General features: G+C 40.6%; 22 protein-coding genes and 1 tRNA gene. 12 read left to right on the top strand and 11 right to left on the bottom strand.

Annotation, left to right across the window (positions count from 1 at the left end; genetic code table 11):
* The 6 genes from RDN93_RS17200 to RDN93_RS17175 all read left to right on the top strand — a co-directional run.
* Positions 1-158, top strand: a 158-nt coding sequence (locus tag RDN93_RS17200) for a winged helix-turn-helix domain-containing protein (RefSeq protein ID WP_308746654.1), incomplete at its 5' end; no start/stop codon positions are given.
* Positions 159-554: 396 nt separating this feature from the next.
* Positions 555-1,847 (top strand): MATE family efflux transporter, encoded by a 1,293-nt coding sequence (locus RDN93_RS17195; protein ID WP_308746652.1) that lies wholly within the window; start codon positions 555-557, stop codon positions 1,845-1,847.
* A gap of 42 nt (positions 1,848-1,889) precedes the next feature.
* The gene (locus tag RDN93_RS17190) at positions 1,890-2,597 is read left to right on the top strand and encodes a TIGR02757 family protein (protein ID WP_308746651.1); all 708 of its coding nucleotides are present in this window, start codon (positions 1,890-1,892) and stop codon (positions 2,595-2,597) included.
* 300 nt (positions 2,598-2,897) lie between these two features.
* A complete protein-coding gene (locus RDN93_RS17185; RefSeq protein ID WP_308746650.1) occupies positions 2,898-3,095 on the top strand; it encodes a hypothetical protein in 198 nt (65 codons plus the stop codon).
* Positions 3,096-3,231: 136 nt separating this feature from the next.
* Positions 3,232-5,022: a C10 family peptidase gene (locus tag RDN93_RS17180; protein ID WP_308746649.1), complete on the top strand. Its 1,791-nt coding sequence runs from the start codon at positions 3,232-3,234 to the stop codon at positions 5,020-5,022.
* A 47-nt stretch (positions 5,023-5,069) separates the two neighbouring features.
* Positions 5,070-5,429, top strand: a complete 360-nt coding sequence (locus RDN93_RS17175; protein ID WP_308746648.1) for a hypothetical protein — start codon at positions 5,070-5,072, stop codon at positions 5,427-5,429.
* Between the two features lie 312 nt (positions 5,430-5,741).
* On the opposite strand, the gene RDN93_RS17170 is transcribed toward RDN93_RS17175, so the two are convergent.
* Both RDN93_RS17170 and RDN93_RS17165 read right to left on the bottom strand, forming a co-directional pair.
* Positions 5,742-6,038, bottom strand: a complete 297-nt coding sequence (locus tag RDN93_RS17170) for a DUF1905 domain-containing protein (RefSeq protein WP_308746653.1) — start codon at positions 6,036-6,038, stop codon at positions 5,742-5,744.
* A gap of 99 nt (positions 6,039-6,137) precedes the next feature.
* Entirely contained in the window at positions 6,138-8,198 is a 2,061-nt protein-coding gene (locus RDN93_RS17165; protein WP_308746647.1) for a UvrD-helicase domain-containing protein, read from the bottom strand.
* Positions 8,199-8,339: 141 nt separating this feature from the next.
* Here RDN93_RS17165 and RDN93_RS17160 point away from each other — a divergent pair, with 141 nt between their 5' ends.
* Positions 8,340-8,924, top strand: coding sequence for a phosphoglycerate mutase family protein (locus tag RDN93_RS17160; RefSeq protein ID WP_308746646.1), 585 nt, complete (start codon positions 8,340-8,342; stop codon positions 8,922-8,924).
* Between the two features lie 37 nt (positions 8,925-8,961).
* Here the strand turns inward: RDN93_RS17160 and RDN93_RS17155 are convergent, their stop codons facing one another.
* Complete coding sequence (locus tag RDN93_RS17155) at positions 8,962-9,729, bottom strand: LuxR C-terminal-related transcriptional regulator (protein ID WP_308746645.1); 768 nt, start codon at positions 9,727-9,729, stop codon at positions 8,962-8,964.
* 282 nt (positions 9,730-10,011) lie between these two features.
* Here RDN93_RS17155 and RDN93_RS17150 point away from each other — a divergent pair, with 282 nt between their 5' ends.
* The 4 genes from RDN93_RS17150 (at position 10,012) to RDN93_RS17135 (ending at position 12,603) form a co-directional block, all read left to right on the top strand.
* Complete coding sequence (locus RDN93_RS17150; protein ID WP_308746644.1) at positions 10,012-10,314, top strand: RNA-binding protein; 303 nt, start codon at positions 10,012-10,014, stop codon at positions 10,312-10,314.
* Positions 10,315-10,686: 372 nt separating this feature from the next.
* A complete protein-coding gene (locus tag RDN93_RS17145; protein ID WP_308746643.1) occupies positions 10,687-11,811 on the top strand; it encodes a DEAD/DEAH box helicase in 1,125 nt (374 codons plus the stop codon).
* A gap of 54 nt (positions 11,812-11,865) precedes the next feature.
* The gene (locus RDN93_RS17140) at positions 11,866-12,348 is read left to right on the top strand and encodes a cold shock domain-containing protein (RefSeq protein WP_308746642.1); all 483 of its coding nucleotides are present in this window, start codon (positions 11,866-11,868) and stop codon (positions 12,346-12,348) included.
* A 48-nt stretch (positions 12,349-12,396) separates the two neighbouring features.
* Complete coding sequence (locus tag RDN93_RS17135) at positions 12,397-12,603, top strand: hypothetical protein (protein ID WP_308746641.1); 207 nt, start codon at positions 12,397-12,399, stop codon at positions 12,601-12,603.
* A gap of 83 nt (positions 12,604-12,686) precedes the next feature.
* Here the strand turns inward: RDN93_RS17135 and RDN93_RS17130 are convergent.
* The 5 genes from RDN93_RS17130 to sppA form a co-directional block, all read right to left on the bottom strand.
* Positions 12,687-12,759: transfer RNA gene (locus RDN93_RS17130), tRNA-Phe, on the bottom strand.
* Between the two features lie 161 nt (positions 12,760-12,920).
* A complete protein-coding gene (gene thiL, locus RDN93_RS17125) occupies positions 12,921-13,955 on the bottom strand; it encodes a thiamine-phosphate kinase (protein ID WP_308746640.1) in 1,035 nt (344 codons plus the stop codon).
* A 16-nt stretch (positions 13,956-13,971) separates the two neighbouring features.
* Positions 13,972-14,781, bottom strand: coding sequence for a purine-nucleoside phosphorylase (locus RDN93_RS17120; protein ID WP_308746639.1), 810 nt, complete (start codon positions 14,779-14,781; stop codon positions 13,972-13,974).
* Entirely contained in the window at positions 14,744-15,874 is a 1,131-nt protein-coding gene (gene lpxK, locus RDN93_RS17115; RefSeq protein WP_308746638.1) for a tetraacyldisaccharide 4'-kinase, read from the bottom strand. Before lpxK ends, RDN93_RS17120 begins: the two co-directional genes overlap by 38 nt.
* Positions 15,875-15,884: 10 nt before the next feature.
* Positions 15,885-17,663 carry a signal peptide peptidase SppA gene (gene sppA / locus RDN93_RS17110; protein WP_308746637.1) on the bottom strand — a complete coding sequence of 593 codons (1,779 nt, stop codon included), beginning with the start codon at positions 17,661-17,663 and terminating at the stop codon, positions 15,885-15,887.
* A 291-nt stretch (positions 17,664-17,954) separates the two neighbouring features.
* Between sppA and RDN93_RS17105 the strand changes: the two genes are divergently transcribed.
* The gene (locus RDN93_RS17105; protein WP_308746636.1) at positions 17,955-20,150 is read left to right on the top strand and encodes a GH92 family glycosyl hydrolase; all 2,196 of its coding nucleotides are present in this window, start codon (positions 17,955-17,957) and stop codon (positions 20,148-20,150) included.
* 166 nt (positions 20,151-20,316) lie between these two features.
* Here the strand turns inward: RDN93_RS17105 and RDN93_RS17100 are convergent, their stop codons facing one another.
* The 3 genes from RDN93_RS17100 to RDN93_RS17090 all read right to left on the bottom strand — a co-directional run bounded on the left by RDN93_RS17100 (position 20,317) and on the right by RDN93_RS17090 (position 24,908).
* Positions 20,317-21,867, bottom strand: coding sequence for a beta-N-acetylhexosaminidase (locus tag RDN93_RS17100; protein WP_308746635.1), 1,551 nt, complete (start codon positions 21,865-21,867; stop codon positions 20,317-20,319).
* Positions 21,868-21,944: 77 nt separating this feature from the next.
* On the bottom strand, positions 21,945-23,399 hold the full coding sequence (locus RDN93_RS17095; protein WP_308746634.1) for a hypothetical protein: 1,455 nt from the start codon (positions 23,397-23,399) through the stop codon (positions 21,945-21,947).
* Positions 23,400-23,414: 15 nt separating this feature from the next.
* Entirely contained in the window at positions 23,415-24,908 is a 1,494-nt protein-coding gene (locus RDN93_RS17090) for a hypothetical protein (protein ID WP_308746633.1), read from the bottom strand.
* Positions 24,909-25,101: the final 193 nt, after the last annotated feature.

The raw sequence follows: 25,101 nt of genomic DNA, 5'->3' as shown, positions 1-25,101 counted from the left end.
TTTCAATACCAGAATTGGCGAGAAGATTAAACCTTAGCGTAGAGAGTACAGCATTAGCTGCCGGTTGGTTGGCAAGAGAGAACAAAATTTGTATTCAACGAAAAAATGGATTGATAGCTTTATCCGACGAAAGCGCCTTTCCTTTCAGTTTTGGATAGTATGGATTTTGTAAAGAGATGTCTTTGATGTTCTATTAACTTATAATATAAAATGTCGATACAAAATACTATAAGTTAAGTTCGGACTTGAAGAGGTTAATATTTAAAAGAGGGTGCGTGGTCGCCCTCTTTTGTATTTATAGATGGAGATTCAAAATAAAATTTGCTATCTTTGTGATGTAATTGATTGATAAACCAACAATATTCATCTATTTATGAAACTCTGTATATAGCTGCGCTCAACGAATAGCATACTTTTTTAATAAGGCTATTCAGCTATCCGACAGGCAACTTTTCGCCTGGCAAAGAGTTTTATATCCATTTTTATAAACTTGCGAAACTGTGTACTGCTATGAGAATGTGGTATGCTGTATCGTGTTATTTTTAAGTTGAGCGATGAATTATACATATAAGCAAATATGGCTCATTAACTTTCCTGTGATGATGAGCATACTTATGGAACAATTAATCAATATCACCGATGCTGTCTTTCTGGGGCATGTGGGAGAAGTCGAACTCGGAGCGTCCGCACTTGCCGGAATCTATTATTTGGCCGTTTATATGCTGGGTTTCGGGTTCAGTATCGGGATGCAGGTGATGATTGCCCGTAGAAACGGGGAAAAGCACTATAAAGAGACAGGGCGTACCTTTTTCCAGGGATTATATTTTCTGTCAGGGTTGGCAATCATCCTTTGCCTGCTGCTCCACTTTGCCTCTCCCTTAATCCTGCGACAGTTGATTATTTCTGATGAAATCTATCAAGCAGTGATTCTATATCTGGACTGGCGTAGCTTCGGACTGTTGTTCTCATTTCCTTTTTTAGCTTTACGCTCCTTTCTGGTAGGGATAACAAATACCAGGGCGTTATCCGTAGCAGCTATTACAGCTATCTGCATCAACATCCCTTTTAACTATTTACTAATTTTCAAACTGAATTTAGGCATATCAGGAGCAGCTATGGCTTCTTCTTTAGCAGAGCTTGGAGCCTTTGTCATACTTCTATTATATATGTGGACGAAGATAGACAAAGTGAAATATGGATTAAAAATAGTCTACGACAGGAAGTTATTAATGAAATTATTAAGACTTTCAGTTTGGAGTATGCTCCATGCCTTTATCAGCGTTGCTCCCTGGTTTCTGTTCTTCGTAGCTATCGAACATTTGGGAAAGACAGAACTTGCCATCTCCAATATTACCCGTAGCGTGTCTACCGTTTTCTTTGTGATAGTCAACTCTTTTGCATCCACCACCGGTTCGTTAGTCAGCAATCTGATTGGGGCAGGGCAGGGGAAAGAACTTTTCCCCGTCTGCCGTAAAGTTCTTAAATTGGGTTATGCCGTGGGACTCCCATTGATAGTTTTGGCTCTTTGGAGCAATCAATGGATTATCGGATTCTATACGAATAATGATTATTTGGTAAAACTGGCCTTCTGTCCTTTTATAGTCATGCTGTTGAATTATACATTTGCATTGCCCGGATATGTTTATATCAATGCTGTAACGGGTACGGGAAAGACACGGCTTGCATTCGTTTTCCAGTTAATCACTATCCTGGTGTATCTGATTTACCTGTATCTGCTGAGTGAATATTTCCATGCTTCCCTCACTGTGTATATGACGGCGGAATACCTGTTTGTTATTCTCCTGGGAATACAATCCGTTATCTACTTAAAGAAGAAATCCGGCTAGAATATGTACTTTTGCACTTTCAATACTAGATACATTCTCAAGATGACTGAAGATATAAAGAATAAACTTTTGATGTGTGCGGAGATTTACCATTGCGCAGACTTTATTACAAGCGACCCGGTACAATTCCCTCATCGCTATACGCTGAAACAGGATATTGAAATCAGTGGCTTGCTGACCGCAATTATGAGTTTCGGCAATCGCAAACAGATATTGAAGAAAGCGGACGAATTGCACAGGCTAATGGGGGATTCGCCTTATCAGTATGTACTGTCCCGCCAGTGGGAGGTCGATTTCCCTTCGGGAGTAACCAATAGCTTCTATCGTATGCTGTCGTATGCCGATTTTTATGGATATTTCCGGCGATTATATGTAGCCTATACACAGTTTGAAAGTTTGGAGGAAGCCTTGAATACGTACTCAGGAATACCTATGGAAAAGTTGTGCTCATTCCTTGAAGTATCCGCTAAAAGTCCTCAAAAGAAACTCAATATGTTTTTGCGTTGGATGATTCGCCGGGATTCGGCAGTTGATTTTGGAATTTGGAAGAGCTTTGACCGCAAAGAACTGATTGTTCCTTTGGATACACACGTCTGCCGGGTAGCCCATTATTTCAAGTTGACGGATACAGAAACCTTCTCTTTGAAAAATGCCCGTCAGATAACGGCAGCATTGGCTGAGGTTTTCCCGGATGACCCTTGCCTGGGCGATTTCGCCTTGTTTGGCTTAGGGGTGAATGGGGAGATTTAATGCCTGACCTGATAAAATGAATTTTTCGATTATAGCCGAAAAATCACAAAACTGTTAATACGTTGTTATCTGTAAGACTGGTTTTGTGATGGGGCTTTTTTGTACAAAAATAGAGTCTTTTTGTACAACGATAGAATGGGATATTTGTGGGTATGAATCTCATACCTCTTATGTACGTTTTTAGTTTCCAATTTTTTTCTTTCAGATTACATTTGTAAGTGTGAATAAACAGTTTTGCCAGATTGTTTTATATCGATTTGATGGATTTTTAATCATTATAGTAACTTAATTTTAAATACGATGAAAGATTTTCTTATTCCAATGAAGATACCTCAAAAATGGGGTTGTCAGTTAGTAATGTCTTATGTGTTAGGACAACAGGCATTTTATTCTGAGAATTATGCGACGAAGAGTACAGTTGCTATAACAGGTATTGTGCTGCAAAAAAGCAAGGTTGGTGGTTGGTATTGTAACCAGATAATGGAGGGTCTATTATAGGTGCTAGTGTAGTGGTAAAGGGAGGGGGCAGTAAAGGTATAACAACTGATAAGATATTGGGTCGTTTTCTCTTACTGACGTGACAGTCTACTGTCAAATTTTAACTACTGTAATGTGAACTTAATCATACTTTTTTATGAAATACATATTTTTGTTTTTTATATTATTTACCTCAAAATTTCTTCTTGCTAATGAAATTACTGTAGAGCAGGCAAGAGAAATAGCTGTAGATTTTTTTAGTGCAAAGATGCGGACTCGTAATGGAACACCTCAGCTTCAGTTGGTATGGGATGGTGAAAATATTGTTACGAGAAGTGTAACTACTCCTGCTTTTTATGTATTTAACCGTATGGATAGTGACGGTTTTGTGATTGTATCAGGAGATGATGTTTCCATGCCAATATTAGGATATTCTTTTTCGAATCATTTTGTAGCTGAAAATATGCCTCCTAATTTACTTGACTGGATGAACGGATTGCGTAATCAAATTAATGCAGCTCGGAAGGAACATGTTATGGGTACTTCTTATGTTTCGAAGTTTTGGACACGAGCTTCAGATGCTGTTGGCTCACCAATAGTAGAATTGTCTACTGCTTTGTGGGACCAGCAAGCTCCTTTCAACAGGTTGTCGCCAACAACTAGTGCCGGAAAGGCAATTACTGGCTGTGTGTCTACTGCAATGGCGATTATTATGCAATATTATCAATGGCCGGATAAGGGAGTAGGAACTACACCTGCTTATGTTCTACAGGCTGATAAGAACACACAGATACCAAGCAAGACTTTTGAACGTCCTTATGTCTGGAGTAAAATGCCGGTAAGAGTTGATAAGAACTCGGATACCGATATAAAGGATGAAGTTGCAACTCTTATATATGATTGTGGTATTATTTCAAAGTCTCAATTTGGTAAGAAGTCTACGTGGGCGTATTATAAGGATGCACTAGAAGGCATGATAACCTATATGAAATATAATAAAGGAGCTCATATGCAAAACAGGGCAACTCGTGTTATGAGTGAATGGCATCAGATGTTGAGGAAAGAACTTGACGCAAGAAGACCAATTCTATATACAGGTTCCACAAAATCCGGTGGAGGGCATATGTTTGTAGTAGATGGTTATACACAGGAAAATTATTATCATATTAATTGGGGGTGGAGTGGCAGTTCGAATGGATATTACTTATTGACCGTTATGAATCCTTCCAATCCAGGTTCTGGCAGTTCTAGTGGTGGATACACTCAAGAACAGGCTGCTTTTTTTGATTTGATACCAGACAAAAATGGGACTTCTGCTTTTACAGATAATTTGGTTCTTGTCAGAAAGGAAGTGAATGGGGTGTATTATGAGGGGCTTGTAATAGATGCTAATGATATTCAGACTAATCAAGAATTTAAAATAAGTATAGGAGCTATCAACAACATAGGGCGGTCAGTTTTTGACGGAAACTTGAGGATAGCTTTGGCAGACAAGGACGGAACTATAAAAGAATATATTTCTGAAAAAATCCCAGTTCGGTTTCCGGCGGATTCCCATCAAAACTGTATAACAGACTGTTCTTGTAAGATTACTCTACCAATAAAGGCAGGAGATCGAATTAGAGTATATTATAAAGGTAAATATTCGGAGGATTGGGACTATCTGAGAGGTGGTTCACTGCTGAGATCTGAAATTATTCTCAAGGAGGAAGATATACCTTTGGAGAAAATGACAAGTTTTGCTTATGATAAGGAAAATAAGAGGATTAGTTTAAGAACTTATCCTCGGGTAGACTATCAGCTGCTCTCGTTGACTAATAAAGTGGTATTTTCGGGAATTACTGATGATGATAATCCGGAGATTCGGATTGATACAAGTGAGCTGACTGATAGAGAGTATGTCATTATACTTCGAAAAAAGATAGAGGATGAAGATGAATATGAGTAAAAAAGAATACGTTTTGTAATAGGTAATTAATATAAAAATAGAGGAATATGAAGGCAATACAGAAATATATAAGACTAGCTTTGATTTTTTTTATGATATATTCTTGTAGTGGTGGAGAGGATATCTTGCAGGAGGGACCGGAAGAAGATCCTTTTAAAGACTATAGCGTTGTAACAATAGAGCATAGTGGTAATTCATTCGGTTTTTTGGAACTTACAGGCAGTAAACTGTCTGGTAATATCCAATGGGGAGATGGCAAGTCTGAAATGTTTGCGGGAAAAAATACTCCGTCACATATATATCAGACTGCTGAGAAACGTATCGTTATTATAAAAGTTCAGCAGACTGATGGGATTATATTGCCAAGTATTGAGGGAATATATCGGATAGATTTATCTGATTTCTAGTTAATTAAAATGCTTCTTACGAAAATGCAACAGAGAAGGATGTAGTGTTCTCATGTTTTTGTGTAAAGAGGGTGTCCGAAATTTGTTGCTTTTGATTTATTGGAATAGAATGTAATTTATTTGATTAGAAATGTATTAAAATTTCGTTTGCATATTGAGTTTTGGCTTATATACATTCATGAATGTATATAAGCCAAATAGTATAAATGGAATAGTTGTTTTGAGACTATACTTGAAGAACAGTACAATAGAAGAAAGTTAAGATTATTCAGGCGGCTCTTGTCTTTTCCTGGAGTTCTTCCATTGTCTGTCTTAAATCCAAATCATAATCTCTACCTCTTTATCAATTACGATTTTTTCCTTTTTTCTGATTTCTGCTTTGAGAGGAAGTAAATAAGTATCAAGTTTCGTGTCAAGCCAGATTGCAGTTTCCCATTGGGTATTGCCGATTTTGGCTGTCATCTTCAACCGTCCCCAGCCTTCCTCTAAGAATCCGAGATTCTCTCTAATCTCTTTGGACATTTCTTTCGGCAGGCAGGCTATGTACCAACCGCCTGTTCCAACAGTCGATGAGTAATTCCATACTTTTGTGGTAAACTCGTATTTTATTCCATTATTTTCCATTGTGCAAAAATAGGAAATAATAGCTAATCTCCTATTATTTCCTATTTCAATTAATTTCCGATGTTTGCTACTACATCTATCCTATTACAGGAATCGACACTTGGAAGAAGAGACGGAATAAGTCAAAGTTAGTTTGTGCATAGCCCTTGTCACTGCCACATAAAGCATGCTTTTATCGATGTCAGAATGGTAGTTCTTATCATCTGTTTGCGGAATGATTACTTCATCAAATTCCAATCCTTTTGCCATGTGGGCGGAAGTGATGATAATTCCTTTCACATAAGCGGAGCTTTGATTTGACAATAGTGAGAAGTCGTTGGTATAAATCTGGAGTTTTTGAGCAAGTCCTTTTGCTTGGGATTCGGTTTTGCAGATGATTCCTAATGATGTGTTATTGGAGTTTTTGAAAGAGTTTATTAAGTCTGAGATACCGAGAACTTCCTCTTCAACATTTTGGAATTGAAGAATTATTGGTTGTTCTCCATGGCGTATAATAGGTTCTAACTCATTGTTCGGTTGAATTTTTTGTGCAAAGTTGGTAATCTCAAAAGTAGAACGGTAGCTTTTGCAAAGTTTCATTATTTCTCCTGTTGTAAATGCTTTCTGAATCATATCGGCAGTGGAAGAACCGTAAGGATTTACGGTTTGGGCAGCGTCTCCCAGAATTGTTTTTCGGCAGGGATATAGTTTTTGAATCACCTTGTATTGTATGGGAGAATAATCTTGCATCTCGTCTATCAGAAGGTGTTTAACGGATTGGGTGTTGTTCCCATTTAGTGCGATATGCAGATAAGCTAAACCTGCTAAGTCTGCATATTCCAGTGTACGATTCTTGCGCATTTTGAACATCTCGGGCTTTCCTGTCCATTCGAAGAAATCTTTATAGATTTGCAGGTCATTGTTTCCTGCAAACATATTCTTAATTTCTTTCTTCAGCAGATTCTTTTCAGCAGTAGTAACTGTGAAGTTATATTGGAATTTCATCATTTCCAGAATGTAGTCTGTCATAGTCTCAAACCGCTGGCATACGGGGTAACGGTGGAATCGCTTGAACTGTTCGCTGATAAATCCGGCAGGAACGGTGATGTACTTGGTGAGTTTTACATCTGTCGCTTTGAAATAGTTGTTTTCTATGTGAAGAACGAATTTATCGAGCCGTGATATGAACTCGAAGGAGGCTTTATATTGTATCCGTTCAATAAAATCCGAAGTCGGCTTTTCCAGTAGTTCCGTCACTTGCTCAAAGAAATTTTGATATTTATATTTATTGTCGAGGACTGTGGAGAGGATTTGCTCCATACTGGTTTCCGGCACAGTTGTTTCGCCAAGTTCCGGAAGGACATTGGAGATGTAGTCGGCAAACACTTTATTAGGCGAGATAATTAGAATGTCTTTTGAGGAGATCTGACCTCTTTGCGCATAGAGCAGGTAGGCAATGCGATGTAACGCAATGGAAGTTTTCCCTGAACCGGCAACTCCCTGTATAATGAGTACAGGGGCAGCCTCATTACGGATAATCCGGTTCTGCTCGCGCTGAATAGTCATGACGATGTTTTTCATCTTATCGTCCGCATTGGAACTGAGCTCTTTTTGCAGGATATCATCGTGAACAGTAATGGAACTTTCAATCATATATTCCATTTTTCCTTTGCGAATACGGTATTGGCGTTTGAGTGAAATTTCTCCATGCACTTCGCCTGCCGGAGAAGAATAGCTCGCTTCGCCCAACTCATAATCGTAGAACATACTCGAAATAGGTGCCCGCCAATCGTATATCAGGTTTCTCTTGTTGTTGAAATCAAAAAATGTATGTATCCCTATGTAAACAGGCAGGGATTTGCTTCCGTCTTTCTTCTCCTTGAAATCTATCCGTCCGAAATAGGGAATATCTAGTATTTTACTCAGGCGGTTGCGTTTGTCAATTACATTTTCTCCCCGTGCAAAATGATGTAAGATACTCTCGCGCATGGAACGGATTTCATGAGGATCGATATCTTTGTTCGACCATAGATAGTCTTTGTATTCTTGCAAGGTATCCACGTGCTCCTTGACCGACTTGTTCGTACTGTTTATCGTAGCATTAATGATACTGATTACTTGTTGTAAGTATTCTTTCTCCTGTTTTTCTGTTCTGTTGAATATCATATGAAAACTTCGTTTGAGCATTAAAAGTTTATTGAAAGGGTGGCAAAGTTAGGTTGATTTGTCCGAGTATTAAATAGTTATTTATAGCTATATATTAGGCCTTTTTCTTACTTTTGCATACTCAACTTAAAAAAAAGAAAGATGAATATCCTCGATATTGCAGAACGGAATCAGCAGAAAGCATGGGAGATAGTGGAGAAAACGAATATTATTCCGATATGGGAGAGTATAGGTGCCCGGATTGACTTGGTGGGTTCTTTGCGCACAGGGCTGTTGATGAAACACCGGGATATTGATTTCCATATTTATACTTCTACTGTGACCTTGACGGATAGTTTTCGGGCAATGGAGAAACTGGCGGAAAATGAATCTGTCAAGCGGATAGAATACGTGAATTTATTACATACCGTTGAGGCATGTATCGAGTGGCATGCCTGGTATCAGAATGCAGAAGGTGAACTTTGGCAGATTGATATGATTCATATTCAGGAAGGTTCCCGATATGATGGATATTTTGAGAAAGTGGCTGAACGGATTTCCAGTGTTCTGACGGAGGAAACAAAAGAGGGGATTCTGAGATTGAAATATGAGACTCCTGATTCGGAGAAGATTATGGGGATAGAATATTATCAGGCTGTTATTCGGGATGGTGTGCAGAGTTATCCGGAATTTGTGGAATGGAGAAAGCAACATCCGGTGACAGGTGTGGTGGAATGGATGCCTTAGACAGATTAGCAGCTTTGAAAAAAGGTGTATGAGTTAATTAACTTAGTAGCCCGGTTTGTTGTCCCAAGTGAATAGCTTCGATAGAGTTTTGCACACCTAATTTACGTAATAGATTCTGTCGATGGATATTAACTGTGTGAATACTGATACATAGCTTGTCTGCAATCTCTTTACTTAACAGTCCTTTTTGAATAAGCCGTAATATCTCTATTTCCCGATTAGTGAGATTGGTAGAAGATATGAGCGGAGAGGAAGGAGAGAAGAATTCCCCGTTTTTCAGATTCAGAACTGTGCAATCTATTGTTTCGGAATATTGCTGGTCGGGTGAAATGTCCATATTGCCTATTACAAGCCATGCTTTTCCGTTACGGTCTTGTTCTAATACTTGATGCCGGCTGGTGACGCGTATATATTGTTGCCTGGCATTAAGTATACGGAAACTGTAAATATTGGAATATTCATTCCGTTGTTCGAAGGGAAGGCTGTAAATGAACTGGCTTAACGTAACCTGTAATGCTGCCAGTTGTGCACGGTCATCCGGGTGGATACGTGATTCCAAGTAATCGCCCTGCCTTTCTAGTGTTTCTATTTTGTGGCGGTCGTATCCTAGTAAATCAACGAAATTAGGAGAGGCGTAGGCATATCTGCATTTATACACATCGACAACGAACGTGCAGCTATGACTGATTTTAGAGAGTTGGTGAAGCATGGATTTATCCTGTTCCCACACGGTGTAATCAATGTCGGTAGTGGACAGGCATTGCTTTGCCCACATTTCTTCGCGGGTGACATGAGTCGTTTTCATATAAGATAGTGAGTCGGTGGATTACGGTTTATTACTTGGATTGTGGCAAAAATAGAGATATTTTAATACCCAACGTGCTAATAAATGATAATTATCGTCTTTCTTCCGAAAAAGAATGGATATAAACGTGTTTTTCAGATTTATTACATTATCTTTGTTCCCAGAGTTTGAGTTACGAATCATTATCGTATAGTTCTCCTTTTAATATTTTATTAGTAAGTAGGCCTTTTCTGTAATTATCCTCCTCACTCCAATTTAGTATTTATTTTAATAAGAGTTTAAATGAACATTTACATCGCAGGTTTAAGTTATCGTACAAACGATGCGGACTTAACAAATTTATTTGCAGAGTTTGGAGAAGTTTCTTCAGCTAAAGTAATTATGGATAGAGAAACTGGTAAATCCAGAGGATTCGCTTTCGTAGAAATGTCGAACGATGAAGAAGGACAAAAGGCAATTGACGAATTGAATGGCGTAGAATACGACCAAAAAGTTATTTCAGTAAGCGTTGCACGTCCTCGCGCTGAGAAACCGTCATACGGTGGAAGCCGTGGAGGTGGTTACAACAATTCCAGAAGATATTAATATCCGGACTTGGGAAAAGCAGAAGGAAGCTTTCCTCTGCTTTTCTATAAAGTCTTTATATCCGCCTTTATGATTATCTGCGGAGGCTGTTTACCCGACAGCCGGAAAAGAAAATCATCTAACAATTAAGTTCTGCTAATTCTCACTCCTCTGTGTAGTGCAACTAGGATACCCCAGCTCCTGATCTTTTCATGTCTAAAGAAGAATTATTAGGCTTTATTGCAATTTGAAGACTCTTGAAAATCAAGAGCGTAAGTTTAATAATTTATATCACAAAGTCTATATTGATAATCGTGTCGGCATTATCGTAAACATTTGCATGAAATGTTTTCAGGTGTTCCGGCGTAAGTACAGGTATAGCAAATTACATTTATGACATTTAAAGATTTAAAAATAACCGAACCGATTTTAAAAGCAATTGAAGAAAAAGGATATACTGTGCCGACTCCTATTCAGGAAAAAGCTATTCCTGCCGCGTTGGCGAAAAGAGATATATTAGGTTGTGCACAAACAGGAACAGGAAAGACTGCTTCGTTTGCGATTCCTATCATTCAGCATTTACAGGTAAACAAAGAGCCTGGTAAGTGTCAAGGTATCAAAGCTTTGATATTAACTCCTACCCGTGAGCTTGCTTTACAAATCAGTGAATGTATCGATGATTATTCAAAATATACCCGTGTTCGTCATGGGGTTATCTTCGGTGGTGTGAATCAGCGTCCGCAGGTTGATATGTTGAATAAAGGAATTGATATTCTGGTTGCGACTCCGGGGCGTTTGCTCGATTTGATGAACCAGGGGCATATACGTTTGGACAAGATACAATATTTTGTGCTTGATGAGGCAGACCGTATGCTCGATATGGGATTTATTCATGATATTAAGCGGATATTGCCAAAGCTTCCGAAAGAAAAGCAGACTTTGTTTTTCTCTGCGACAATGCCGGATAGTATTATTGCATTAACTAAATCGTTGTTGAAGAATCCGGTGAAGATTTATATAACACCGAAATCATCTACGGTAGATTCAATTAAGCAAGTCATTTATTTTGTAGAAAAGAAGGAGAAGAGTCAACTCTTAATTTCAATTCTGCAAAAGGCGGAAGAGCAATCGGTGTTAATCTTCTCGAGAACGAAACATAATGCTGATAAGATTGTCAGAATATTGGGTAAAGCAGGAATCGGCAGTCAGGCTATCCACGGAAATAAGAGTCAGGCGGCCAGGCAGTCTGCGTTGGGAAACTTCAAATCAGGAAAAACAAGAGTAATGGTGGCAACTGATATTGCTTCCAGAGGGATTGATATTAATGAATTGCCATTGGTTATCAATTATGATCTTCCTGACGTACCCGAAACTTACGTACACCGTATCGGACGTACCGGAAGGGCGGGAAATGAAGGGACAGCACTTACGTTTTGTTCGCAGGAAGAACGCAAACTCGTCAATGATATCCAGAAACTGACGGGGAAAAAAATAAATAAGGCTGATTTTATTATTTAAAATCAGCAATTTACACTATCTTTTAAATATAATATAAAACTAAATATAAATTCTATGGCAAAATCCATGACAGTTGGTAAACGTGAAAATGAAAAGAAAAGAATTGCTAAACGAGAAGAAAAACTAAAGAAGAAAGAAAGCAAGAAATTATCAGGTACTAGTAGTTTTGATGACATGATTGCTTATGTGGATGAGAATGGGATGATTACCTCAACTCCACCGGCTGATAATATTAAAAAGGAAGAGATTAATCCAGATGAAATAATCATAGCAACTCCCAAAAAAGAGGAAGAAGAGCCGACTATTTTGAGAGGGCGGGTTGAGTTTTTTAATGAGTCGAGAGGGTTTGGCTTTATAAAGGATCTTTCCGGGGTTGAGAAGTACTTTTTTCATGTAAACAATGTCGTTGGTAATATTGTAGAAAATAATATTGTTACATTTGACCTTGAGCGTGGAGTAAAAGGGATGAATGCAGTCAATATATGTTTGGAAAACAAACCTAAACCGGAAAAATTGGTGCAAGCTGAATCTGAATAAGGAGATTTATATTCTGCTTGTGTATAGAATGAAAACAAAAAAAGAGATATGAAAAAAGGTAATATTATGCGTGATGTTATTTCATCCAATCAGTTTACTGAAAATGCAATCAAGGAGTATAAAAAAGGTCTGGGGGATGTAGTGCAGGTAGCAATAACTCCCCGAACTACTATTGAACTTCCTGCACATTTGACTCAAGCAGAAATAGATGCTCGTGTAGAGATTTATAAGAAACTACATAGTTCTAAAGTATAGTGCTTGTAGATGCAAAAAGAAGAATAAAAAAATCCCTTGAACTTTTGAAAGTTCAAGGGATTTTTTTATTACCGAATCGATAGTGGTGCCACCAGGAATCGAACCGGGGACACAAGGATTTTCAGTCCTTTGCTCTACCAACTGAGCTATGGCACCTTGTGCTGTTCGTTCCGGTAATATCTCTTTTGCGGTTGCAAAGGTAGTGAAACTTTTGGATTCTGCAAGCCTTTTGGAAATAAAAAACACTGATAAAAAGTTAGTAGGCTTATTATCAGTGTTATATAGATTGAAAATATTTTAGCTGTATGCTGAATATTTTATTTATCTTCTTTTAAAGGATTCCATCCTTGAGCTTTCAGTTCGAATTCTTGTCCGTCACGGGTTATCAAAGCACAACCTAATTCCGGTTTGGTGATATGACCGATGAGGCGGATACCTTCCATTTGCGATACTTTCTCATGGTCGGCGATAGGTACGGTGAAAAGAAGTTCGTAGTCTTCGCCGCCATTCATAGCGCAAGTGGTCAGGTTCATATTGAACTCTTCTGCCATGACAGCAGTCTGATAGTCAATAGGGATATGTTCCTCGTAAACACGGCAACCGGCATTGCTTTGCTTGCAGATGTGCATAAGCTCCGATGATAAACCATCAGAAATGTCCATCATGGAAGTCGGGATAATGTTGGCGGCAGCAAGTTTCTCGACGATGTCTTTACGGGCTTCAGGTTTCAGTTGGCGTTCCAACAGGTATTCTTTGCCGGAAAAGTCCGGTTGCATGTCCTTCTCACCTTTTAATACACTTTTTTCACGCTCAAGAAGTTGCAGTCCCATATAGGCAGCACCTAAGTCACCACTGACACAGATCAAGTCTGTTTCTTTCGCTCCGTTGCGGTAGACTACTTTGTCTTTATCCGCGTCGCCTATACAGGTAATGCTGATGGCAAGTCCTGTAAGGGAAGACGTTGTGTCTCCGCCTACAATATCGACATTATATTGCTGGCAGGCCAGACGGATACCTGCATAGAGCTCATCCATATCTTCCACGCTGAAACGTTTGGATAGTCCGAGAGATACCGTTATTTGTCTGGGAGTACCGTTCATGGCGTAAATATCGGAGAAATTGACTACCGCAGACTTATATCCCAAATGTTTCAAAGGAACGTATGTCAGGTCGAAATGTACGCCTTCCATCAGTAAGTCTGTGGTCACCAATACTTGTTTCTCGGACGGGTAGGAGAGGACAGCGGCATCATCGCCTACTCCGTATTTGCTGGATTCGTTTTCTAGTTTGATTCCCTCGGTGAGGCGGTCGATCAGACCGAACTCACCGAGAGTAGCTATTTCAGTTCTCATAAATCGGGTTTAATGTTTAGGCACGGTTGATAAGTTCACGCATGATAGTCGTCATTTTCGGTTGGGCGGCGTCAGCAGCTTTTTGGACTTCTTCGTGCGTTACTTCTACGATTTTCCCTTCTACTCCCAAGTCGGTAATAACGGAAATTCCGAAAACTTTGATTCCGCAATGGTTGGCTACAATCACTTCGGGAACAGTAGACATACCCACGGCATCAGCACCTAAGATATGGAATAGTTTATATTCAGCCGGAGTTTCGAAAGTAGGTCCTTGTGTACCGATGTATACACCGTGTTGCACCTTGATTCCTTTTTCTTCAGCAATTTCGTCCGCCTTGCGAATCAGTTCTTTGCTGTATGCTTCGCTCATATCCGGGAAACGCGGACCATAAGGTATGTTTTTGCCGCGAAGCGGATGTTCGGGGAAGTAGTTGATGTGGTCTGTGATAATCATCAGGTCACCTATTTCAAAGTCCGCATTCGTACCACCGCTGGCATTGGATACAAACAAAGTTTTGATGCCCAATTCACGCATCACACGTACAGGGAAAGTTACTTCCTTCATCGAATAACCTTCGTAGTAGTGGAAACGGCCTTGCATAGCCATAATATCCTTATTGCCTAATTTTCCGAAAATCAGCTTGCCGCTGTGACCTTCGACGGTAGACACCGGGAAGTTCGGGATATCCGAATACTTTATTTCGTACTTCTCGGTGATTTCGTTTGCTAAACTGCCAAGTCCGGTGCCAAGAATGATGGCAGTTTCGGGACTTGTGTGCATCTTCTCTTTAAGATAAGCTGCGGTTTCTTGTATTTTCTCTAACATAGTCAATAATATGTTGGTTAAATTTATCTTGTTGATTTTGTAATATCTCAATTTCAACAGGTAAAGCATAGATAAACGGTTTCAGCTCTTCGTCCAGTCCCGGATGGTTGACCAAGCGTGTCGCATCCTTCTCGGTGGTGATTATCAGCCGTTTTTCGCTTGTCAACCGCTTGAACCGTTCCTTTATCTGTTGCATATCTTTGTGAGTGAAATCATGGTGGTCGCTAAAAGATAATGTTTCTATTTGTTTTGTACAATCTTCCAGTCTTTCCAGGATAGGGGCAGGAGATGCAATGCCGGTTACTAATAATATATCCGTATCCGTTAGTGAAGACAAAGAAATTTCTTTGCTTGCCGGAATTACATTTGCGGCAGTTTCTTTAACTCCCTGTTGGAATACAGGTTGCAGATTCCCATAACGGAACGATGAGAAGAATAACTGCTGATACGGATAAAGGTTCAACCGTTTGGTGATAATATTGAAATCAATAGGTTTGATGTCCTGAGGGCATTTGGTGACAATGACGATTTGCGTCCGGTTCTTTCCACTGACCGGTTCACGCAAACGACCTGCCGGAAGTAGCGTGTCGTCACAGAAAAGACGGTGATAGTCTGTCAATAGAATACTTAGTCCCGGTTTGACATAGCGATGTTGGAAAGCGTCGTCCAGCAGCACAATGTCTACTATCGGTTCTTTCAGAGCAAGTAACTTCTCTATTCCATGGCAGCGATTTTCGTCAACGGCCAACGTGATGGATGGGAACTTGGTGTACATCTGATAAGGCTCGTCACCAATCGTCTTGGCGGTACTTTGAGGAGTAGCGAGCACGTAGCCTTGTGTACGCCGTTTGTATCCCCGGCTTAGTACAGCCACCTGGTAACTGTCATGAAGCAACTTTATCAAATACTCGGTATGAGGGGTTTTGCCTGTTCCGCCTACGGCCAGATTGCCGACACAGATGACAGGAACATCGAAACTCTTCGACCGGAGCAATCCCCAGTCAAAGAGTTTATTTCTCATTATTACCCCTGCTCCGTATAACCACGAAACAGGATATAGCCATTTATGTATTTTGAAAAAGTGCTCGTCCATGCAATACGGTTTATTTAATATTCAGTTCGAACGGAATACGTGCCTGAATCATGGATTGTTCTTTTAAGTTTTTCAGTAAGCCGAATTGTTGGTAATACTCTCCTAATTTACTTTTCAAAAGTTGTGATTCTACATAATTAGTCGGCTTCGTGTCGAATAGAGAAGACAGGAAATCCTGCTTGGCAGGATAAGATATGACAGTATATCCTTCAATACCTGCTTTGGCTATGGCAATGTCCAATGCCTTGTCGATACCTCCTAGTTCATCTACCAATCCCAGTTCTTTGGCTGTTTCGCCCGTCCACACACGTCCTTCGGCAATCTTTTCGATTGCTTCCTTTGTCATATGGCGTCCTTCGGCACATCTGCCGACAAATGTGTCATATCCTTGTGCAATCATCATTTGTAGCAATGACTTCTCACCCTCATTAAAAGGACGCATAATATTACCGAAGTCTGAGTATTTGTTGGTTTTTACCACATCATATGTCAGACCTATTTTTTCTGTTAATTCCTTGACATTCGGAATCATTCCGAAAATACCGATAGAGCCGGTCAGGGTTGTGGGTTCCGCAACAATCGTATCGGCTACACAAGAGATATAATACCCCCCCGATGCTGCATAGTCGCCCATGGAAACGATAACAGGTTTCTTGGCTTTCAACTCTTTTACAGCATGCCAGATTTGTTCAGAAGCAAAAGCACTTCCACCCGGAGAATTGACACGAAGTACAACAGCTTTCACGTCGTTATCTTCTTTCAATTTACGTAAATCACGGATTACCTTAGGGCCTACAATCCTTTCTTCGGAAGCAGAGGAGCCGGGATAATCCGTGATTTCACCGGATGCATAATATACAGCAACGATATTACCGCTTTTATCTTTGGGAACATTCTTTTTCACATTTATCATATCCGCCAGTCCTAATATGGGAAGACGGTCATCTTTATCTATTTCCACCATTTCCTTGAGGTAGTTGCGTACGTCATTACGATAAATCAGTGTATCGGCCAATCCGCATTTCACGCTCTCTTCTGCCGGATAGAACATTAACATGCGGTCTGCATAAGCATTGAGAGAATCGACCGGAAGACTACGGCTGGCAGCTACCCCTTCCGTCACTTGTCCCCAAATGGAGTTGATGAAAACTGTAACTTGTTCGCGGTTGGCCGGACTCATTTCAGTAGCAATGAACGGCTCCACGGCAGATTTATAGGTTCCTACCTTGAATATTTGCATCTCCACACCGATTTTCTGAAGCATATCCTTGTAAAAGAGAGGAGCGGAAGCGATGCCGCGCCATTCGATCATCCCTTTGGGATTAAGCAATACTTTGTCGGCTACACTGGACAGATAATAAAGCCCCTGGGTATAAGAGTCGCCATAGGCAATGATAAATTTTCCACTTTCTTTAAAATCAAGTAACGCATTACGGATTTCCTGTAAGGAAGCGTAGGATGCGCCTAATGAACTGGCCTGCAAATAAATTCCTTTGATATTTTCATTCTCTTTAGCCTTTTTGATAGACGAGAGAATGTCGTCCAGTCCGTATGTGTTAGACCCGTCACCGAATAGCTGTGATAAAATGCCCAACGGATCCTCTTGGGTACGTTCCACTAACGTACCGTTCAAGTCGAGCATCATTACAGAATTCTTTTTTACTATTGTTTCTGTATCCGAAGCAGACATGATACCGAACAGCGTTACCATACTGATAATAAATAATACAATACTTGACAAAATGATACCTGTCACTGTGGCAAGTGTGAATTTCAAGAAATCTTTCATTGTACTTATTGTTTTTTTGCGCCAGCTTATTATTAAGCTAACAAAGATAAATAATTGAGTTGATATTTATTCAATAAGTCGTACGAATTTTTGTTTTATCACAATGAATCTGTATAAATCAGCGCTTCTTTTGTTTAAAATTTAAGTATATTTGTCAGTATACACTCGTTTTAAATGGGAAGAAAACTTTAATTTTGTGGCACAACTATTCATACATTGAATCATACTATTATGAAAAGAATGATAAATACTCATGTATGTAATGCGACATTAACTTAACACTATATTTGCATGAAAAGAAAAATCCCTTTGATGACTGCTGCTTTGGCTAGTTTGTTTTTTTATTCTTCCTGCATTCCGACAGAAAAAATGGCAACGCAGGATTATGCCCAATACGTTAATACTTTTATTGGCGCTGCCGATAACGGTCATACATTTCCCGGTGCGTGTTATCCTTTCGGAATGGTACAGACTAGTCCCGTGACAGGTGCAGTAGGTTGGAGATACTGCTCTGAATATGTTTATCAGGACACGTTGATTTGGGGATTCACTCAGACCCATTTGAACGGAACAGGATGCATGGATTTGGGTGATATCCTGGTGATGCCGGTAACAGGTACACGTACCCGTGCATGGGATGCCTATCGTAGTCACTTCTCAAAAGATAAAGAAGCCGCTACTCCGGGTTATTATACGGTTGAACTTTCAGATCCTCAGGTGAAAGCGGAACTGACCGCTTCTATTCATGCAGCTCTGCATCGTTACACTTATCATAAAGCCGATTCGGCTTCTGTCCTGATTGACTTGCAGCATGGGCCTGCATGGAGAGAAGAACAGTATCATTCACAAGTGAACAGTTGCGAAGTAAACTGGGAAGACGCGCAGACACTGACCGGGCATGTCAATAATACCGTATGGGTGGATCAGGATTATTTCTTTGTGATGAAATTCAATCGTCCTGTCGTAGACTCTCTTTATCTTCCAATAGGAGAAACAGAAAAAGGAAAACGCATCGTTGCTACTTTCGACATGAAACCGGGCGAAGAACTGATGATGAAAGTTGCCCTTTCTACTACCAGTGTGGATGGAGCAAAAAAGAACCTGGAAGCCGAAATTCCTGCGTGGGACTTTGACGGAGTGAAAACTGCCGTTCATAATGAATGGAATAATTATCTGAGCCGTATTGAAATAGACGGTACTGATGATGAAAAGACCAATTTCTATACCTGTTTCTATCACGCACTGATCCAGCCGAATCAGATTTCGGATGTAGACGGCATGTACCGTAACGCTGCCGATTCCATTGTGAAAGCCGGAACAGGAACTTTCTATTCCACTTTCTCTCTCTGGGATACCTATCGTGCCGCTCATCCGTTCTATACATTAGTGATTCCCGAACGTGTGGATGGTTTCGTAAATTCGTTGATAGAACAAGGTGAAGTACAGGGCTTCCTGCCTATCTGGGCATTATGGGGAAAAGAAAATTTCTGTATGATTGGCAATCACGGTGTATCGGTCATTGCTGAGGCTTATCGTAAGGGATTCCGTGGCTTTGATGCCGAACGTGCTTTCAATATGATAAAGAAAACTCAGACAGTCTCTCATCCGTTGAAGTCGAACTGGGAAGTTTATACCAAATATGGATATTTCCCAACCGACCTGATAAAAGCGGAATCGGTATCTTCTACCCTGGAATCAGTGTATGATGATTATGCCGCCGCCGACATGGCACGCCGTATGGGAAAAGAGGAAGATGCCGCTTATTTCGCAAAACGTGCGGATTATTATAAGAACCTCTTCGATTCGGAAACTCAATTTATGCGTCCGCGTAAGGCTGACGGAACCTGGAAAGCTCCGTTTAATCCAAGTGCGTTGGGACATTCCGAAAGTATTGGCGGTGACTATACTGAAGGGAATGCATGGCAATATACCTGGCATGTACAGCATGATGTACCGGGATTAATCAGTCTGTTTGGCGGTGAAGAGCCTTTCCTGAACAAGTTGGATTCTTTGTTCACAGTTAAGCTCGAAGGTGAAAGTCTGTCGGATGTGACAGGTTTGATCGGGCAGTATGCCCACGGCAACGAACCGAGCCATCATGTCACTTATTTATATGCATTAGCCGGTCGTCCGGAACGTACACAAGAGCTGGTTCGTGAAATCTTCGACACCCAATACAAGAATAAACCCGACGGACTTTGTGGAAACGATGACTGTGGTCAGATGTCAGCCTGGTATATGCTTAGCGCAATGGGATTCTATCCGGTAGATCCGGTGAGCGGAGAATATGTATTCGGTGCTCCGCAACTGCCGAAGATGGTATTGCATCTGGCTGATGGGAAGACTTTTACGGTTATTGCAGAGAACTTGTCTAAAGAACATCTGTATGTGGATAGCATAACGCTGAATGGAGAACCCTATACAAAGAATTCAATATCACATGAAGATATTGTGAAGGGTGGAACGTTGGTGTATAAGATGAAATAATTCTCAAGTATACTCACTGCAATGAGAAAAAATACTCATTGCAGTGAGTATTTTTTCTCATTATAATGAGTATTTATTTTCACTAAAGTGAGAATAATCCCTTGTCAGAACACACTATGACAGCTTTTTAGAATGACTTAGGAACGTTTTGAGCTTGTCTTGTATTTTAATGAGTCTTTAATGTTTCTGAAAACTGCTGAAAGTTCTTGTTCTTTTCCAAGCTCCATCCTGTCTCTGCATACGCAGCTATCCTGGGAAATAGCAGTTTATCCATACTTTCTACGGTCGGAATAAACTCTCCCCACATCTGGCAACTGACGCCTAATACATGAATACGTTGTTCTGCTGTCAGCCCTTTGGGTACAGGATTGAAATGATATGCTTTCTCCAAAGGAATTGTCTTATAGTCATAATCGAGATAAGTATATTCGTGATAAGCATTTACTATATCATACCCATTCTCAATAGCTTCTTTAATCAAAGAATAATCTCCTTTCCAACAATGTACAATCGCATTTTTGGCCAACTTCTCATTTTGGATAGCAGTATCAGTGGAAGATTGGTACTCGTGTAACTTGCTGCCCGTGATTTCGTTCCAGCCCATCATTCTTTTTCCTTTAGAGGAAAGCCAGTTGGATATGCCGTTGGTGAAATGCACTTGTAGTTCCGCCGGCGTTTGCAGTGCATGTTTCTGCATATATGCCTGCACTACAGGAGACTCTTTCCATTGGTTATATTTCACTTCATCGCCTCCGATGTGGATTACCGGAGAAGGGAATAATTCAATAACTTCGGTCAGGATATCTTTCAAGGCGTCCAGTACTTTGGAATCGGCTACGTTGTAAACGTTGTAATGCACTCCGAATTTTCCCGGCACCTTAATAGATTCGTTATTTGTTCCCAGCCAGGGGTAAGAAGCAATGGCGGCACTGGCGTGTCCCGGCATTTCTATTTCCGGAACAATATTGATATGACGTTCGCGGGCATACTCGATAATTTCTTTTATCTCTTTCTGGGTATAATAGCCGCTATGTGGCTTACCGTCGAACACATCACTCTCAAAATGGTTGATTTCGCTTGAATCACGGTAAGAACCGATTTCTGTAAGTTTGGGGAATTTCTTGATTTCAATGCGCCAGCCTTGGTCGTCAGTCAAGTGCCAATGGAACGTGTTCATTTTTAAATAAGCCATTTGGTCGAGTAGCCGGCATACTACTTCCTTGCCTTTGAAATAGCGTGCTTCATCCAGCATGAAAGCTCTCCAACTGAAGTTCGGATAATCAGTTATGGTCAGTTGCGGAAGTCGACGGTCAGGATATTTACCGATAAGTTGGCGTAATGTTTGGATACCGTAAAATATTCCCGTGGACGAAGACGATTTTATCTGTATATTTTGATTTGAAATTTGCAGGACATATCCTTCTTTGTGTGCAGAAAGAGTAGTCGGGGAGATTTGTAACTGAATCATTGCATCGGATTTGCCGGAATAAAGTTTTGTGGTTAGCTTTGATTCCTGTAAATACTTACTTAGCAGAATTGCTTCCTTTTTTAATGCTGATGAATAGGAAATATCAACAGAACCGGGTAATATGAGAGTGCCGGACTGTATCTGGAGCTCGGCAGGTTGTGGTATTAACCGGATAGATTCTTCCGCTTTGAGCGGAAATGAAAATAGAGTTATTGCCAGCAGGAAGATGAATGTATATGTAATCCTCATATCATTGTTTTTTAGAGAGATGTGTCAAAGCTAAATGACAGATATCTTTGAGCGATGACACACCTCCTGTTTTTTATTTATTGGATAGTTATCTCATTGAGTAAAAACCAGCCGTTTTTTTCTTTTTTATCTTTGATTGCCAGTTTAATCCCCGGCTGTTGGTCTTTCGTCTGGTCGACGATAGCCACAGCCCATTGATAAGTCCCTTTTGGAATATCAGTGAAAGTAACCGGATAAGTATAAGAATGTACCGTATTATGCAGCCAGTCCGAAGGTTCTGCATGATCATCTACCCATGTTTGCACAAGACTTCCTTGTTGGTCAAACAGTGCAAAGGCCGGTTTATATTTATAATTCCAGTTGGGCATATTGTTAGGCAGATAACCGTTTCCTGTATTTTTCCATTCGTGTGAAATGGTGACTGTCGAATTGGCTTTAATACGGACAGGCAATGATAGGCTGCACGGATAAATTCGGTATCCTCCTTGGACGATAAATTTCTCTACCAGGTCATTTGCCCGTTCGGTCCACCCTTTTGTTTCGGGAATCTCTCTTAAATCCAACGTATTGAAATGTCCTTCAATAGCATGTTGATAAGTCTGTTCGTACACATCTCTCCATGTATTCATCCGGTAACGTGTATCCGAGCTGAATGGAGTGCAATCATCGGTGGAACATCCCCAGTAACAGGATTCTCCGACAAGAAGTGTCTTTCCATACATATCCGCGACGATCCTCCTTTCTTCATCACTGAACCACATGCTTCCCAATCCGTCTCGTCTCATGCCATATCCTTTTCCGTCAATTGCAATTCGTTTTTCGGTGTCGAAACCGATTTGGCTGCCGAAGGGGAGCGTAAGAAGCACATTTTTGAAGTGAGTGGAATAGAGGGTTGTGAACCAGTCGAACACTTGCTCGAATTTGTTTTGGTCTTGCAGGATCACATGGTGACATTCTCCCCACCAACCAAGACTATATCCGTCTACAAAGTCTACAATATCCGGATTATCATATTCCTTGGCAAAGGCTTCGACAAACTTTTCCAGTTTTTCCTGAAAAATCGGATCATCCGGATAAGGTGTCCAAAGATCACCTTTCAATCCTTTTACGGTATATCCTTTTGCTCCGGCACGGCGTACGTAGTCAGGAGTTCCGGCACGCAGGTTATCCTGTCCGTTGTTGTAAATACGGAAACAGAGTTTCAATCCACGGTCTAAGGCACCCTGTATCAGTTTTTTGTAATTTTCATCATACAGCCAGGCGTATTTGCCTTCTTCCGGTTCCATGTCCGACCACCTCCAACGTACATAAAAGAAAGAAGCGTATTGACGGGCTGCCTCGTCTTGGGCAGCCCAGTAAATATTCGCGTTTTGTACTTCATCATTAGCGTCATCATATACTCCCCAACCCATACAAGGGTTGCGAAGCAATGATACGGTGTCTTCCTGCAACTCTACCTTTTGACAGGCGTGTGAGCAGCTTGTAAGGATCACGGAGATAAGTGCAAATAGATATAAATGTATATGTTTCATGCTTTATCGGTTCATTTATTTAATAGTCATTTCACTGATAAATGTCCACCCATCCTTCTTCTCCTTATCTTTGATACCGATATTGATACCTGGTTGGTTATCTTTGGTCTTGTCGACAATAGCTACCGCCCATTGGTAATTGCCTCTGGAAATACCGTCGAGGGAAACCTCGTAAGTATAGTTTTTCCGTTGGTTAGACAACCATTGCGAAGGTTCGGCATCCTCGTCAATCCATGATTTTACCAGTTTGCCGCTCTCGTCGAACAAGGCAAAGGCCGGTTTGTACTTATAGTTCCAATTCTTCATGTTATTCGGCAAGTAACCATATCCGGTGTTTCTCCATGAGTGGGAGATAGATACGGTTTGGCCTGCTGAGGCTTCATAAGGCATGATTACATAAGTAGGATATACCCTGTATCCGCCGTTCAGAACAAATTTGCGGACAAGTTCCGGTGCCAGTCCCGTCCAGCCCTTTGTTTCGGTAATCGTTCTTAAGTCGAGTGTGTTGAAATGATAAGTCTGGGCATGGTCGAAACTCTGATTATATACATCCTTCCATGATTTGAAGGAATATTTTGTGTCATTTTTGAAAGGTTCGTAAGCAGCCGTATATCCTCCCCAGTAAGCACATTCGCCCACCATTAAAACTTTTCCATACATCTCGTTCGCTACTTTCTCGTCATTTTCAGTAAACCACATACTTCCCAGACCGTCTCTGCGCAATCCATACCCTTTTTGGTCGATAGCGATTTCTTTTTCCGTATTGAATCCGATTTCGCTATTATAAGGTAATACCAGAATGATATTCTTGAAGTTCTTGGAATACATCGTTGTAAACCAGTCGAACGTCTCTTTCTTCTTGTCAGAATTCAGGTATTCAATATGTGAGCCTTCTCCCCACCAGCCCAAAGAGTGCCCGTCGATAAAATCTACGATATCCGGATTGTCATACTCTTTAGCGAATGCTGCGACAAACTTTTCATATTTCTGCTGAAAGATAGGATCGTCGGCATAAGGAGTCCATAAATTACCATTCTGTCCTGTCACAGTATATCCTTTAGCTCCTGCGGTACGGACATATTCGGGAGTACCTTGGCGGATGTTGTCCTGTCCGTTGTCATAGATACGGAAACATAACTTCAATCCCCGGTCGAGCGCTCCTTGAATCAGCTTTTTATAGTTCTCGTCGTAGATCCAGGCATATTTTCCTTCCTCCGGTTCCATTTCCGACCAACGCCAGCGTATATAGAAGAAAGATGCATAGTTGCGTGCAGCTTCGTCTTGTGCAGCCCAATACTCTTCTGCGTTGGCTACATTGCCAACTGCATCGTCATAAAGCCCCCAGCCCATGCAAGGATTACGTAGCAGACCACTTCTGTCTTGTTGCAGGTCAATAGCTTTTGACCCTTTGGGTATACCGTTCTGACCGGATTCTGAGTCTGAATCGGAACATCCGGCAAATAGTGTCAGGCAGCACGCCAGTAATATTTGAAAGTAATATCTTTTCATAATGATGCATGTTTTATTAGTTATTCTATATAGATATAGCGCATGACGGTTCCTTTGGCCCAGGATACCCATAAAGTTTCGCTGTTATCATGGATTAAAGCTCTCCATGGATCGTTCCATGTCGCGGGATCACCCAAATCGGCGGCCATAAAGTAGAATTTTTCCTGAGCCAGTTCGATTGCGTCCCTATCCA

Origin of the sequence: uncultured Bacteroides sp., assembly GCF_902491285.1 — a bacterium.
In the GTDB taxonomy this organism is placed as follows: Bacteria; Bacteroidota; Bacteroidia; order Bacteroidales; family Bacteroidaceae; genus Bacteroides.
The sequence above is the reverse complement of the archived record's forward strand: the minus strand, read 5'-3'. Positions and strand labels throughout refer to the sequence as shown.

What these genes read in the sequence shown, in the direction of transcription:
- RDN93_RS17195 (WP_308746652.1), top strand. Translation starts at nt 555, where the DNA reads ATGAATTATACATATAAGCAAATATGGCTCATTAACTTTCCTGTGATG.
- RDN93_RS17190 (WP_308746651.1), top strand. Translation starts at nt 1,890, where the DNA reads ATGACTGAAGATATAAAGAATAAACTTTTGATGTGTGCGGAGATTTAC.
- RDN93_RS17185 (WP_308746650.1), top strand. Translation starts at nt 2,898, where the DNA reads ATGAAAGATTTTCTTATTCCAATGAAGATACCTCAAAAATGGGGTTGT.
- RDN93_RS17180 (WP_308746649.1), top strand. Translation starts at nt 3,232, where the DNA reads ATGAAATACATATTTTTGTTTTTTATATTATTTACCTCAAAATTTCTT.
- RDN93_RS17175 (WP_308746648.1), top strand. Translation starts at nt 5,070, where the DNA reads ATGAAGGCAATACAGAAATATATAAGACTAGCTTTGATTTTTTTTATG.
- RDN93_RS17165 (WP_308746647.1), bottom strand. Translation starts at nt 8,198, where the DNA reads ATGATATTCAACAGAACAGAAAAACAGGAGAAAGAATACTTACAACAA.
- RDN93_RS17160 (WP_308746646.1), top strand. Translation starts at nt 8,340, where the DNA reads ATGAATATCCTCGATATTGCAGAACGGAATCAGCAGAAAGCATGGGAG.
- RDN93_RS17155 (WP_308746645.1), bottom strand. Translation starts at nt 9,729, where the DNA reads ATGAAAACGACTCATGTCACCCGCGAAGAAATGTGGGCAAAGCAATGC.
- RDN93_RS17150 (WP_308746644.1), top strand. Translation starts at nt 10,012, where the DNA reads ATGAACATTTACATCGCAGGTTTAAGTTATCGTACAAACGATGCGGAC.
- RDN93_RS17145 (WP_308746643.1), top strand. Translation starts at nt 10,687, where the DNA reads ATGACATTTAAAGATTTAAAAATAACCGAACCGATTTTAAAAGCAATT.
- RDN93_RS17140 (WP_308746642.1), top strand. Translation starts at nt 11,866, where the DNA reads ATGGCAAAATCCATGACAGTTGGTAAACGTGAAAATGAAAAGAAAAGA.
- RDN93_RS17135 (WP_308746641.1), top strand. Translation starts at nt 12,397, where the DNA reads ATGAAAAAAGGTAATATTATGCGTGATGTTATTTCATCCAATCAGTTT.
- thiL (WP_308746640.1), bottom strand. Translation starts at nt 13,955, where the DNA reads ATGAGAACTGAAATAGCTACTCTCGGTGAGTTCGGTCTGATCGACCGC.
- RDN93_RS17120 (WP_308746639.1), bottom strand. Translation starts at nt 14,781, where the DNA reads ATGTTAGAGAAAATACAAGAAACCGCAGCTTATCTTAAAGAGAAGATG.
- lpxK (WP_308746638.1), bottom strand. Translation starts at nt 15,874, where the DNA reads ATGGACGAGCACTTTTTCAAAATACATAAATGGCTATATCCTGTTTCG.
- sppA (WP_308746637.1), bottom strand. Translation starts at nt 17,663, where the DNA reads ATGAAAGATTTCTTGAAATTCACACTTGCCACAGTGACAGGTATCATT.
- RDN93_RS17105 (WP_308746636.1), top strand. Translation starts at nt 17,955, where the DNA reads ATGAAAAGAAAAATCCCTTTGATGACTGCTGCTTTGGCTAGTTTGTTT.
- RDN93_RS17100 (WP_308746635.1), bottom strand. Translation starts at nt 21,867, where the DNA reads ATGAGGATTACATATACATTCATCTTCCTGCTGGCAATAACTCTATTT.
- RDN93_RS17095 (WP_308746634.1), bottom strand. Translation starts at nt 23,399, where the DNA reads ATGAAACATATACATTTATATCTATTTGCACTTATCTCCGTGATCCTT.
- RDN93_RS17090 (WP_308746633.1), bottom strand. Translation starts at nt 24,908, where the DNA reads ATGAAAAGATATTACTTTCAAATATTACTGGCGTGCTGCCTGACACTA.